The organism is Caballeronia sp. S22, from assembly GCF_964261745.1.
GTDB classification, from domain to species: domain Bacteria; phylum Pseudomonadota; class Gammaproteobacteria; order Burkholderiales; family Burkholderiaceae; genus Caballeronia; species Caballeronia jiangsuensis.
Genome location: NZ_OZ180035.1, coordinates 2,680,114 through 2,693,309 on the forward strand (window position 1 = coordinate 2,680,114; position 13,196 = coordinate 2,693,309).

At 64.9% G+C, this 13,196-nt stretch carries 11 protein-coding genes; 8 read left to right on the forward strand and 3 right to left on the reverse strand.

All coding sequences use genetic code 11. The annotated features are described in order from the left end of the window. Positions 1-33: 33 nt before the first annotated feature. Positions 34-453, forward strand: a complete 420-nt coding sequence (locus ACEN42_RS12630) for a hypothetical protein (protein ID WP_238209917.1) — start codon at positions 34-36, stop codon at positions 451-453. A 12-nt stretch (positions 454-465) separates the two neighbouring features. Here ACEN42_RS12630 and ACEN42_RS12635 read toward each other — a convergent pair whose 3' ends face one another. Next, positions 466-1,314, reverse strand: coding sequence for an aldo/keto reductase (locus ACEN42_RS12635; RefSeq protein ID WP_371880116.1), 849 nt, complete (start codon positions 1,312-1,314; stop codon positions 466-468). Positions 1,315-2,130: 816 nt separating this feature from the next. On the opposite strand from ACEN42_RS12635, the gene ACEN42_RS12640 reads away from it, so the two are divergent. Continuing rightward, positions 2,131-3,129 (forward strand): LysR family transcriptional regulator, encoded by a 999-nt coding sequence (locus ACEN42_RS12640; protein WP_238209914.1) that lies wholly within the window; start codon positions 2,131-2,133, stop codon positions 3,127-3,129. A 78-nt stretch (positions 3,130-3,207) separates the two neighbouring features. Here ACEN42_RS12640 and ACEN42_RS12645 read toward each other — a convergent pair whose 3' ends face one another. Beyond that, positions 3,208-3,714, reverse strand: a complete 507-nt coding sequence (locus ACEN42_RS12645) for a plasmid fertility inhibition factor family protein (RefSeq protein WP_035497871.1) — start codon at positions 3,712-3,714, stop codon at positions 3,208-3,210. A gap of 234 nt (positions 3,715-3,948) precedes the next feature. On the opposite strand from ACEN42_RS12645, the gene ACEN42_RS12650 reads away from it, so the two are divergent. Genes ACEN42_RS12650 through pdeM form a run of 4 tightly spaced genes read left to right on the forward strand, consistent with a single transcriptional unit; the run spans position 3,949 to position 9,922 of the window. Beyond that, on the forward strand, positions 3,949-4,977 hold the full coding sequence (locus ACEN42_RS12650) for a ligase-associated DNA damage response exonuclease (RefSeq protein ID WP_371880117.1): 1,029 nt from the start codon (positions 3,949-3,951) through the stop codon (positions 4,975-4,977). Then, positions 4,974-6,629, forward strand: coding sequence for an ATP-dependent DNA ligase (locus ACEN42_RS12655; RefSeq protein ID WP_187607355.1), 1,656 nt, complete (start codon positions 4,974-4,976; stop codon positions 6,627-6,629). Before ACEN42_RS12650 ends, ACEN42_RS12655 begins: the two co-directional genes overlap by 4 nt. Then, positions 6,626-9,232: a ligase-associated DNA damage response DEXH box helicase gene (locus ACEN42_RS12660; protein ID WP_371880118.1), complete on the forward strand. Its 2,607-nt coding sequence runs from the start codon at positions 6,626-6,628 to the stop codon at positions 9,230-9,232. The genes ACEN42_RS12655 and ACEN42_RS12660 overlap by 4 nt, the downstream gene beginning before the upstream one ends. Further along, a complete protein-coding gene (gene pdeM / locus ACEN42_RS12665; protein WP_371880119.1) occupies positions 9,233-9,922 on the forward strand; it encodes a ligase-associated DNA damage response endonuclease PdeM in 690 nt (229 codons plus the stop codon). Here pdeM and ACEN42_RS12670 read toward each other — a convergent pair. After that, the gene (locus tag ACEN42_RS12670) at positions 9,885-10,328 is read right to left on the reverse strand and encodes a hypothetical protein (protein ID WP_371880120.1); all 444 of its coding nucleotides are present in this window, start codon (positions 10,326-10,328) and stop codon (positions 9,885-9,887) included. The genes pdeM and ACEN42_RS12670 overlap by 38 nt on opposite strands. Before the next feature lie 311 nt (positions 10,329-10,639). On the opposite strand from ACEN42_RS12670, the gene ACEN42_RS12675 reads away from it, so the two are divergent. Both ACEN42_RS12675 and ACEN42_RS12680 read left to right on the forward strand, forming a co-directional pair. Then, on the forward strand, positions 10,640-11,812 hold the full coding sequence (locus ACEN42_RS12675) for an MFS transporter (RefSeq protein ID WP_371880121.1): 1,173 nt from the start codon (positions 10,640-10,642) through the stop codon (positions 11,810-11,812). 22 nt (positions 11,813-11,834) lie between these two features. Further along, positions 11,835-13,001, forward strand: a complete 1,167-nt coding sequence (locus tag ACEN42_RS12680; protein ID WP_371880122.1) for an MFS transporter — start codon at positions 11,835-11,837, stop codon at positions 12,999-13,001. The last annotated feature ends 195 nt before the right edge of the window (positions 13,002-13,196 follow it).

Sequence of the window (13,196 nt, forward strand, 5' to 3'; positions counted from 1 at the left end):
GTTCGATGTTCAACAACAACGAGGATTCAACCGATGAAACCCGCCCTTTCCGTCGCGCTCTGTGCCTTCACCTTGAGCGCCGCAATGGCCGCGCAGGCGCAGACCGCGCCGCAAGCGCCAGCGTCCGGCTCAGCCGATCCGACCTTCTCCGCTTACGCACTCGTGCAGCAATGCACCGCCAAGTCCGACAACGCGTCGCAGGGCCAATGCGTGGGCGCGGTGCGCGGCATCGTGCGCGGTTATCAATATGGCGTGCTGTTTCTGTCGCAGCGCGCATCGCTGCCGGTTGGCGAGACGAGGCGCGTATCGCTGTGCCTGCCGGATACGCAGGTATCGTCGATCGTCGATGACTTCCTCGCCGACGCGAAGCAGGTCAGCGAAGCCGATCTCCGGCGCACGCCCGCCGAAGTCGCCGTGCTCGGCTCGGTGCACGCGCATCACGCGTGCACCTGATCCCGCGCGGCATCAAAGCATTTCCAGCGAGCGCTTCGACTTCGGCGGTTTGAACTGCTGATCGATGTCCGCGAGTTCATCGGCGGACAGACGAAGGTCGAGCGCCGCGCGATTCTCCCGCACGTGCGCGACGTCCGCCGCCTTCGGAATCGCGAACACCTGCGGCTGTTGCAGCACCCACGCGAGCGCGATCTGAAACGCCGACACGCCCCGCGCCGCCGCGATCTTTTCGAGTGCGCCGCCGCGCGGCAGGCGCGCATGATCGACGGGGCTGTACGCCATCGCGGGCATGCGGCGCTCGCGCAGCCACGGCAGCAGATCGAATTCCGGTCCGCGCCGCGCGACGTTGTAGAGAATCTGATCGGTGGCGCAGGCATCGCCGCCATCGATCGAAAAGAGTTCTTCCAAGTCGTCGGTGTCGAAGTTGCTCACGCCCCAGTGGCGAATCTTGCCGTCGCCCTTTAGTTTCTCGAAACCCGCGACCACGCCTTCGAGATCCTCGCCGCCGCGCCAGTGCAGCAGATAGAGATCGATGCGATCGGTCTTCAGACGCTTCAGGCTGCGCTCGCACGCGGCCTGCACGCCGCGTTCGCTGCCGTTATGCGGATACACCTTGCTGACGATGAACAGCTCGTCGCGCCGGTCGCCGAGCGCCTCGGCGATGAGCTTCTCGCTTTCGCCGTCGCCGTACATTTCAGCGGTATCGATGAGCGTCATGCCGAGATCGACGCCTTCGCGCAGCGCCGCGATTTCGCTCTTGCGCGCGCCGGGCCGCTCGCCCATTTCCCAGGTGCCCTGGCCGAGCTTCGGGATCGCTTCGCCTGTCGGCAGCGTGACGGTCGTCGGATTGGATTGAGCCATGAACAGAGCCTCCTTGTGTGTCCGCCGATTATCGCGCAAGGAGCACGCCTGTCGTTTCGTACCGGTCCGTCCGTAGCGTCCGCAGCGCCCGATGCTCGCGAAGAACCGCGGATCGCCGTAAAAAGCCGGGCGTGAAAATGAATAGCGCGAATGGGATATACCTAGATCGGGCGAAGCGCGCCAATTAACGTGCCACTAGCGCCGTCGATTTGAATCGGGCACACCTTCAAAAAACGAATGAGTAGCTGATCGCGAGGCGGAAAAATAGAGCAACTTCAGGCTGCGCGACGAGCGAGTTCTCAATAGTGAAGTCCGGCTTTTTATCGGCTCACCAAAATGACGCGACGGTCATTATCTGGATCGAAACCGGTTCCCGACGGTAATCCTTTAGCAAGAATATTTATCGCGAGCTACACATCAATAAATAAAATCACTCACAGCTGCTTCCTCATATATCAATTCTCTAAATGGCCTGGGCGCAGCACAAAATTCGATATTTTAAGAGAGCGCTACATATATCATAAAAAAATGAATCAATTCCCTATCTGACTCGCCGAAAATCCTTATATATCAAGGTTTGCGACAAAATATGGACAGACTGCAGAGCCCACTCCTGATTGGGTCCGGGCTTTTAAAGCAGGGCCAAACGTTTTCTCAAAAAATTAAGTCGTCGAATTCAAAAACCTTTTTGTTTAGGTATTGCAATCCTGTGTTTCTCTTAATATTATCGGTTTTATAGATCACCGAAACTGGACACCCGCGCGTAACGCAAGCACGAATCCAGATCCATGTAGTACAACTGCGAGGTAATCCAAGATGAACCAGATTCATGCAATGCGCGTCTTCGTGCGCGTAGCGGATACGGAAAGTTTCCGCCGCGCCGCACAACAACTCGACGTCTCTAATGCGCTGGTCACTCGGGCAATCGCCATGCTCGAAGCACATCTGCGGACTCGCCTCATCAACCGCACCACCCGCAATCTGTCGCTCACTGAAGCCGGCACGCGTTATCTCGAAGGCTGCCGCGCGCTGCTCGAAGAACTGGATCATCTCGAATCGACCGTCACGCACACCGAGGGTGAGCCGAGCGGCACGCTGCGCGTCGTCTCCTCGAGCGCGCTTTCCCTGCTCACGCTGACTCCACTCATCGACGGCTTTCGAAAAATCTATCCAAAAGTAAACGTGCGCCTGACCCTCGCAGAGCGACACGTTGACCTCGTCGAGGACGGATTCGACCTCGGCATCGTCACGGCTTTCATGGTGTCGAGCACGGCGCTCATCGAGCGGCCGGTTGGAACCAACGCGCTGGTGCCGGTCGCGACGCCAGCATTCATCGCCGAACATGGCATGCCCAATTCACCCGCCGATTTGCAATCGCTGCCTTCCGTCGGACTGCCGAACGAGATGCGTAGTCAGACCTGGCACTTCCGGCATCGCCTCGGCGACACCGAACAGATTACGCTCGCGCCGGTGTACACGGTCAACAACGGGCTGATGGTGCGTCTCGCGACGCTGAAAGGCATGGGTTTCTCGATCGTCGCCGAAGGCATCGTGCGCTCGGATCTCGAAGACGGCACGCTCGTTCGCCTGCTGGATGACTACTCGGTCGACGACCCCGACGTAAAAGTGTCGATCGTCTATCCCGGACGGCAGTATCTGCCGGCGAAGACGCGCTATTTCATCGACTACGCGCTGGACTATCTGAGCCGCGAATTCGCCGCCAAAGGCACGCGGCCCGACGAGACCATGCGAGCGCCCTTGCAGTCCGTCATGACCTTGCAAACGATGCAGGGCGCGTCGGCGACCGCGAACTGACGACATCTCAACCCAAAGGGCCGGACGGCGTCCGCACGGTCTGGCCCATCTCCTCCGCGCAACCGAACGTCTTCGCGTTCAAATCTCTCCGTACTCCGCACCCGACGCATCCGGCGCTGCGCACATCTCGCGCAGCAAGACCGCCTCGCGCTCGTGCACCTCTACCGGCATGCACAGCGCGCCGGCGTGCGCCATGTAGCGCGCGCGATGCTGCCCGTTGCGAAACGCGACCACGCCTTCCCGATTCACGCCCAGAAGTCCGAGCAGCCCCGGCGAGCGCCGCACGCTGATCGTCACGTAGGGCATTTCGGGTACGCGCGGATTGTCCGGGTCGAGGAACTCGCGGATGCCGCGCACCTTGCCCGCGTGCCAGTCATCGACGGCCTTGAGCACGTAATCCGTGTCGTCGCGATTGGCGCACGCGAGAAGCTTCCGGACGTCGACGAGCACGACCTGATGGCGCGAGCCCAAGTCGGTGAATACCCGCTTCAGGCGCACGAAGTCATACTGCGGATGACCCTGGAGCCTGACGATCCAGACCGCTTCTGCGGCGGTCGGCGCAACCATCGTGTCCATGTTCGGCATATGAAGAAGACCGCGGCGCGCGCGCCCCGTGCGCGCGTGTTTCGCTAACAAACGGCCCGAACGAGTCGCTAAGCAAAACGCCCGGGTCAAATAAACTTTTACACCCTAGACGCGATTCATGAAAGCGCCATGACGGGCACGTGACGTGCTTTTGTTGCCAGAATCGAACACCTCCACGTAGCCCGACGGCACGCATGTCACGCGGCTGTCATCACACGCAACCCTTATCGATCAGTGGACACTTCTTCCGATCTCATCGTCGCGCGGCCCGAAGGGCTTTTCTGTGTGCCGGGCAACTTCCATATCGACCCTTGGCGGCCCGTCGAAGGCGCGGTCATCACGCATGCGCACGCGGATCATGCGCGCTTCGGCCACGCGCACTATCTCGCGGCCGAAGCGGGCATCGGCGTATTGCTGTCGAGGCTGCCGGGCATCGATCTGCAAGGCCTCGCTTATGGCGAAGCGATCGACGTGAACGGCGTGCGCGTGTCGCTGCATCCGGCGGGACACGTGCTCGGCTCGGCGCAGGTGCGTGTCGAATACAAGGGGCGCGTGTGGGTGGCGTCCGGCGATTACAAGGTCGAGCCCGATCCGACCTGCGCGCCGTTCGAGCCCGTGCGCTGCGATACGTTCATCACCGAATCGACCTTCGGCTTGCCGATCTACCGATGGGACACCTCCCGCGACGTCTTCGACGGCATCGACTCGTGGTGGCGGCACAACGCGGCGCAGGGGCGCGCGTCGGTGCTGTTCTGCTATTCGTTCGGCAAGGCGCAACGCGTGCTGGCGAGCGTCGATGCGGCGATCGGTCCGATCTTCTGCCACGGCGCGGTCGAGCCGCTCAATCGCGCGTACGCACAGGCGGGCGTCGCGCTGCCGCAGACGCGCCTCGTCAGCGAAATCGCCGCGAAGGACAAGGCCGCCTTCAAGGGCGCGCTGATCGTCGCGCCGCCGTCGGCGCAAGGCAGCACCTGGATGCGCCGCTTCGGCGATTACAGCGACGCCTTCGCGTCCGGCTGGATGCGCCTGCGCGGCACGCGGCGGCGCAAGGGCGTCGATCGCGGCTTCGTGCTCTCGGATCACGCCGACTGGCCCGGCCTGCAACTCGCGATTGGTGCGACGGGCGCGCAACGCGTGATCGTCACGCATGGCCAGATCGAGCCGATGGTGCGCTGGCTCTGCGAGCAGGGACTGGACGCGGGCGCGTTCAAGACCGAATACGGCGACGATGCCGTCGAAGCCGACACTGCCGAGGCATCATGAAGCGCTTCGCGACGCTCTACGCCGCGCTCGATGCGACGACATCGACCAACGAAAAGCTCGAAGCGCTGATCGCGTATTTCTCCGGCGCGCAGCCCGAAGATGCGGCGTGGGCGTCGTACTTTCTCGCGGGCGGCAAGCCGCGCCAGTCGGTCCCCACGCGCCTGCTCGTCGAATTCGCCCGCGAGCGCGCGGGCCTGCCGGAGTGGCTTTTCGAGGAGTCCTATCAGGCGGTCGGCGATCTCGCGGAAACCATCGCGCATGTGCTGCCGCCTGCGTCGGGCGAATCGTCGCTCGGGCTCGCGCAGTGGATCGAGGAACGCGTGCTGACGTTGCGCGGCGCGAACCCGGCCGAGTTGCGCGACAAGCTTCTGAGCTACTGGGACGAGCTGAACTGGAGCGAGCGCTTTCTGCTGACGAAGCTGATCGGCGGCGGCTTTCGCGTGGGCGTCGCGCGGCAGCTCGTCGTGCGGGCGCTGGCCGAAGTCGCGGGTGTGGATCACAAGCGCATCGCGCAACGCATGGTCGGCTGGACCGATTCCCGGCAGGCGCCGAGCGCGGCCCGATATCTGCGGCTGATCGCACCGGCCGCTGAAGGCGACGATGTCGATACGCCCCACGAAAGCGATATCGGCCTGCCCTTTCCGTTCTTCCTCGCGCATCCTCTGCAGGCCGATCCGGCGACGCTCGGCTCGCCCGGCGACTGGATCGTCGAATGGAAATGGGACGGCATACGCGCGCAGCTCGTGAAGCGCGCGGGCCGCGTGTGGATCTGGTCGCGCGGCGAGGATCTCGTCACGGAGCGCTTTCCCGAGCTCGCATCGCTCGGCGCCGCGCTGCCCGACGGCACCGTGATCGACGGCGAGATTCTCGCGTGGGAGCCGGGCGCGAACGCGCCGCTGCCGTTCGCGCGCCTGCAGCCTCGCATCACGCGCAAGTCGCTCACCAAAAAGGTGCTCGCCGATTCGCCCGCCGCGCTGCTCGCCTACGATCTGCTCGAAGCCGATGGCCGCGATCTGCGCACGGCGCCGCTGCACGAACGACGCGCCCGCCTGGATGCGCTCGCGTCGTCGCTCGCGGTCGATGTGCTGCGCGTATCGCCGATGGTCGTCGCATCGGACTGGGAAGCGCTCGGCGCGTTGCGCGACGAAAGCCGCGCGCGTGGCGTCGAAGGATTGATGCTGAAGGAACGCGCGTCGATGTACGGCGTCGGGCGCACGAAGGCGTCGGGCACGTGGTGGAAGTGGAAGATCGATCCGTATGCGATCGATGCCGTGCTGCTCTACGCACAACGCGGCCACGGACGGCGCGCGAGTCTCTACACGGATTTCACCTTCGCCGTCTGGGACGAAGCGGACGGCGCGCGCACGCTCGTGCCGTTCGCGAAGGCCTATTCCGGACTCACCGACGAAGAAATGCGCCAGGTCGATGCGATCGTGCGCAAGACGACCATCGAGAAGTTCGGACCGGTGCGCAGCGTCACGCCGACGCTCGTCTTCGAGATCGGCTTCGAAGGAATCCAGGCGAGCCCGCGGCACAAATCGGGCATCGCGGTGCGCTTTCCGCGCATGTTGCGCTGGCGCACCGACAAGAAGATCGAAGACGCCGATACGCTCGACATGCTCAAGGGCTTTCTGAACGAGGCGACGGCATGAGCGCGCCCGAGCCATCGGACAAGGACAAGGAAAAGCGGCGCGCGCCGCGTCCCCGCCGCATACCGCGCACGCGAGCGGCGCAGGCGAAGCTCGATGCAGCCGCCGATTCGTTCACGCCCGCGCCCTTCGCCTACGACGCGACGCAGGCCGCGACGCCGATCGATGCACGCATCGCGCGCTGGTTCGACGAGCGCGGCTGGCAGCCGTTCGAGTTTCAGCGCGAAGCGTGGCGCGAGATAGCACGCGGCGCGAGCGGCCTGCTTCACGCGACGACCGGCGCGGGCAAGACTTGGGCCGTGTGGCTCGGCGCACTCGCCGCCTACGCCCACGCGCCGCCGAAACCGAACGCGCTGCCCGCGCCGCTGACCGTTCTCTGGATCACGCCGATGCGCGCGCTCGCCGCCGACAGCGCCCGCGCGCTGCAAAACGCGGTGACTGCGCTGTCCGTGCCGTGGACGGTCGGACTGCGTACCGGCGACACGTCATCGACGGAACGCGCGCGTCAGAGTCGACGCATGCCCTCCGCGCTCGTGACGACGCCCGAAAGCCTCACGCTGATGCTGACGCGCGCCAATGCGCAGGAGGAACTGAAGCACCTGCGCATGATCGTCGTCGATGAATGGCACGAGTTGCTCGGCAACAAACGCGGCACGCAGACGCAACTCGCGATCGCGCGGCTCGCGCGCTGGCGGCCGGACTTGCAGATCTGGGGCTTGTCCGCGACGCTCGGCAATCTCGCCCTCGCGCACGATGCGCTGCTGCATCCCGTGAAGACGCCGCGCGTGGTCGTGCGCGGCGCGCAGCCGAAGACGCTCGTCGTCGATACGCTGATTCCGGAAACCATCGAGCGCTTTCCGTGGGGCGGGCATCTCGGCGTGCGCCAAGTCGGGCCCGTCGCCGATGAAATCGAGCATGCGCAAAGCTCGCTCGTCTTCACCAACACGCGCTCGCAATCGGAAATCTGGTATCGCGCGCTGCTCGAATTGCGGCCGGAATGGGCCGGTCTGCTCGCGTTGCATCACGGCTCGCTCGACAAGGAAGTGCGCGACTGGGTGGAACTGGGTCTTAAGAACGGGCAACTGAAGGCGGTCGTGTGCACGTCGAGTCTCGATCTGGGCGTCGATTTTCTGCCGGTCGATCGGGTGTTCCAGATCGGCTCGCCGAAGGGCGTCGCGCGGCTCATGCAGCGCGCGGGACGCTCCGGCCACGCGCCGGGCCGCGTGTCGCGCGTGACGATCGTGCCGACGCACGCGCTCGAACTCGTCGAAGCAGCGGCGGCGCGCTGGGCGATCGAGGAACGCCGCATCGAAGGCCGCGACATGCCTTTGAAACCGCTCGACGTGCTCGTGCAGCATCTCGTGACGGTGGCGATCGGCGGCGGCTTCACGTCTGCCGCGATGCTCGACGAAGTCCGCACGGCGTATGCGTATCGCGATCTGACGGAGCCCGAGTTCAATTGGGCGCTCACGTTCGTCGAGCGCGGCGGCGCATCGCTCGGGGCGTATCCGGACTTTCATCGCGTCGTGAAGGGCGATGACGGCGTGTATCGCGTGCCGCGCGAGGATCTCGTGCGCCGCCATCGCAACAACGTCGGGACGATCGTCGCGAACGCAACCATCAACGTGGCGTATATGACGGGCGGGCGCATCGGCGCGATGGAGGAGTCGTTCATCTCGCGTCTGAAACCCGGCGATGTCTTCACCTTCGGCGGACGCGCGCTCGAACTCGTGCGCGTGCGCGACATGACCGCCTACGTGAAGCGCGCGAGTTCATCGCGCGGTGCGATGCCGCAATGGGCGGGCAGCAAGATGCCGCTCTCGTCGGAACTCGCGGACGCCGCGCTCGTGATGCTCGCGCGCGCCAACGACGGCATCTACGACGAGCCCGAAATGCGCGCCGTGAGGCCGCTGCTCGACCTGCAGGCGAAGTGGTCGGCGCTGCCGGGGCCGGGCGTGCTGGTCGTCGAACTGGTGCGCTCGCGCGAAGGTCATCACTTCTTCTGTTATCCGTTCGCGGGACGCATGGCGCATATCGGTCTGGGATCACTGCTCGGCTGGCGAGCTTCACGCGATCAGCCCGGCACGTTCTCCATTTCGATGAACGACTACGGCTTCGAGCTGCTGTCGGCACGGCCGTTCGACTGGGAGACGCTCATCGCGGAAGGGCTCTTTTCGCCGGAGAATCTGGAGCACGACATTCTGGCGAGTCTGAACGCATCCGAACTCTCGGCGCGGCGTTTTCGGGAAATCGCACGCGTGTCGGGGCTGATTTATCAGGGCCATCCGGGACAACAGAAAAGCGCGCGCCAGTTGCAGGCGTCGAGCGGACTGTTCTACGAAGTTTTCCGCAAACACGACAGCGACAATCTGCTGCTCGCGCAGGCGGATCAGGAAGTGATGCTGCAGGAACTGGAGCTGGGCCGCATCCGCGCGGCGTTGCAGCGCATGAGCGAGAGCCGACTCGCGCTCATGCACCCGAAGAAGCCGACGCCCTTCGCGTTCCCTCTGATCGTCGCGCGCTTGCGGGAAAAGGTGAGCACGGAGAAGCTGTCGGATCGCGTCGAGCGCATGCTCGCGGATCTGGAGAAGGCGGCAAAGGGATAAATGGCCATCGAAGCCCTGACCATCGATATCAACGGCCACGCGCTCGTGCTCTCCGCGGATCGCGCGGCGTTCGATCCGCGTCTGAACACGCTCTTCATCGCCGATGCGCATTTCGGCAAGGACGCCGTGTTCCGCGCGCGCGGCATTCCGGTGCCCGTCGGCACGACCGGCGAGAGCCTCGCGCGGCTCGATGCGCTCGTCGCGGCGCATCGGCCGGAATCGATCGTCTTTCTCGGCGATCTGCTGCACGCGCGCGAATCGCACGCGGACGAAACGCTCGACGCGCTGGCCGCGTGGCGCGCAAGACATCGCGCGCTGGAACTCGTGCTGGTCGAAGGCAATCACGACAAACACGCGGGCGCGCTGCCCGCCATGTTCGGCGTCGATGTCGTGAAGGAACCGCACGCGCTCGGACCGTGGGCGCTTTGTCATCATCCGCAGACGGTCGATGGCGCCTACGCGCTCGCCGGACACGAACACCCGGTCTACCGGCTCGCGACGCGCATCGACAGCGTGCGGCTGCCGTGCTTTCGCTTCGGCGCGCGCGCGGGCGTGCTGCCCGCGTTCGGCGCGTTCACCGGCGGCTTCGAGGTGAACGGCGAAGTGCGCGCCGAAGCGCTGTACGTGATCGCCGGCGAGCGCGTGTTTCCGGTCAGTGATAGATCGTCGTCGACGATTGCAGCTTCGTGAGCTTGCCGCGCTGGAAGCCGAACCAGCCGAGGTTCGACTGCATCACCACTTCCTCGCCCTGCCAGAACACGCGCCTGACGGTCATGCGCTGACTCACGCGTTGCACGAGCGGCGGATTGCGGCGGAAATCGTAGAGCACGGGGCCGGTGTCGGATTGCACGAGCATGCGCGTGACGGTGTCGCTCGCGCCGGAGGTCTCATCGAAATGCGCGATGCGCTTCGCGTCGAAGCGATCGAACACCTGGGTGCCGATGAGCGCGGCCATGCCGGATTCGTCGCGCAGGAAATGCAGCGCGCCCGCCTCTGTGGCGATGGGGCCGGCGGCGTCGCTCTGGGCGTGCGCGAGTGCGCCGAGGAGCATCGTGGATGCGAGCGCGAAGCGGATACAGATTTTTGTCGGTGACATTTTCGTTCGATAGTTGCAGCGTTTTTCCAACACTCTCCGGCGCCCGCGACGCGCAAGGAATGCGCGGCCGCGAGGGTGTTACCGGAAACATCTGACGCATGGCGGCGTCGCATCGGCAAGAGCCGTGCGCCGTCGCCGCGTGCAAAAGAATATCCGTTCAGGCGCGGCGTGTTGCGGGCCGACGCTTATCAGGGTTTATACCAGCATCGAAAATTACCTTTCGGTACAATCCGAGCCTTCAACTCCGCCTCGGCGCCTGCATCGCTCAATCCGACGATGCGCCCAGACGTGACACTTCGTCCGCCTCCACCATGCCTCTGCCTCTTTTCGCTCTCGCCATTGCCGCGTTCGGCATCGGCACGACCGAATTCGTCATCATGGGCCTGTTGCCCAACGTCGCGCGCGATCTCGCGGTGACGATCCCGGCGGCGGGCATGCTCGTATCCGGCTACGCGCTCGGCGTCACGGTGGGCGCGCCGATTCTGGCGGTGATCACGGCCAAGATGCCGCGCAAGAAGGCGCTGATGAGCCTGATCGGCGTGTTCATCGTCGGCAATATGCTGTGCGCGCTGGCGCCGAATTACTGGGTGCTGATGGGCGCGCGCATCGTCACCGCGTTCTGCCACGGCGCGTTCTTCGGCATCGGCTCGGTGGTCGCCGCCGATCTCGTCGCGCCGAACCGCCGCGCGCAGGCCATCGCGCTGATGTTCACCGGACTCACGCTCGCCAATGTGCTCGGCGTGCCGCTCGGCACGGCGCTCGGCCAGGCTGCCGGCTGGCGCTCGACGTTCTGGGTCGTCACGCTGATCGGCATTGCGGCGGCGGGCGCGCTCGCCGTGTGCCTGCCGAAGCACATCGAGATGCGCGACACGAGCATCCTGCGCGAATTCGACGTGCTCAAGAATCCGCAAGTGCTGATGGTCCTCGGCATCAGCGTATTGGCGTCGGCCAGTCTTTTCTCGGTGTTCACGTATATCACGCCGATTCTCGAAGACGTCACCGGCTTTTCGCCGCACGCGGTCACGTACGTGCTGCTGCTCTTCGGTCTCGGCCTCACGGTCGGCAGCACGCTCGGCGGCAAGCTCGCGGACTGGAAGCTGCTGCGCTCGCTGCTGACGTTCCTGCTCGCGATCGTCGCGATCCTGACGATCTTCGCCGGCACGATGCACGAACCCGTCTTAGCGATGATCACGATCTTCTTCTGGGGCGTGCTCGCGTTCGCGATCGTGCCGCCGCTGCAGATGCTGATCGTGAATCGCGCGAGCGATGCGCCCAATCTCGCATCGACGTTGAATCAGGGCGCGTTCAATCTCGGCAACGCGACGGGCGCGTGGCTCGGCGGCTGCGTGATCAGCGCGGGCGCGCCGCTCACGTCGCTGCCGTGGGTCGGCATTCTGATGGCGGCGAGCGCGTTCGGCCTCACGCTGGTGTCGGCGACGCTCGACAAGCGTGCGCGCCGTCTTTCGATCGGACAGGCCGCCTGATTTCCGGCGAGCGCCACGCTGCATGAAGGGCATCCTCTCGCGTGACTTTCTCGCGCTGATCCTGAGCGTCGCGGTGGTGGGCCTCGGCCTGGGCGCGACGTTGCCGTTGACCGCGCTCGCGCTCGTGCAGGCGGGTTACGGCACCGGCATCGTCGGGCTGATGACGGCGATGCAGGCGGGCGGCGGACTCGCCGTCGCGCCGTTCGCGAGCCGCGTCGCCGCGCGTTGCGGCGCGCGCGAGACGATCGTCGGCACGGTGATCGTCGCGGCGCTCTCGACCATCGCGATGCAGTTCACCGTCGATCTGTGGCTGTGGGCGGTGCTGCGCTTTCTGTGCGGCGCTGCGCTGATGCTGCTCTTCACGATCGGCGAGGCGTGGGTCACGCAACTCGCCGACGATTCGACGCGCGGCCGCGTCGTCGCGATCTACGCGACCAACTTCACCCTCTTCCAGATGACGGGTCCGGTGCTCGTCAGCGTGATCGGCGGACTGCATTCGATGCGCTTTGCGATCTGCGGCGCGATTTTTCTGCTGGCGTTGCCCGTGCTCGCGTCGATACGCGGTACGCCGCAGTCGCTCGCTTCCGGCGGCGGTGACGACGAACATGGCGACTGGCGGCAGGTGCTGCCGCGCATGCCGGCGCTCGTGATCGGCACGGGCTTTTTCGCCCTCTTCGATACGCTCGCGCTCTCGCTGATGCCGCTCTTCGCGATGTCGCACGGCATTGGCGAGGATGTCGGCGTGCTGTTCGCCTCGGCGATCCTGCTGGGCGACACGACGATGCAGTTTCCCATCGGCTGGCTCGCCGATCGCATCGGGCGCGCGAAGGTGCATGCGGGCGCGGGCGTCGTTGTGGTTGTGCTTTTGCCGCTGCTGCCTTGGGCGATGTCGCATCCGTGGATCTGCTGGCCGCTGCTCTTCGTGATCGGTGCGGCGGCGGGCAGCATCTACACGCTGTCGATCGTCGCGTGCGGCGAACGCTTTCGCGGTCCGATGCTCGTGTCGGCGACGGCTATCGTCGGCGCATCTTGGAGCGTGGCGAGCTTCGGCGGGCCGATGATCGCCGGGACGCTGATGCAGCGCGTCGGCGCTGATGCGTTGATTGGTGTGCTGACCGTGGCCGCGGGTGCGTTTCTGGTCGCGGTTTGGTGGGAGCGGCGCAGCGACGCGACTCGTTTCTCGCGGTAGGGGTTGGGGTTGGTATGGGATGCGAAGGTTTTTGCCGGATCCCGTTTTCGTGTCGGTCTATTGGCTCTGCCCCTGTGCGGGGCGGCAGTCACTTTCTTTGCTGCTGCAAAGAAAGTAACCAAAGAAACAGCTATCCCCAGCCTAAGCACTTCACACCGGCCGCGGCACAGGCGATTGGCCTAATGGCCCGGCTGT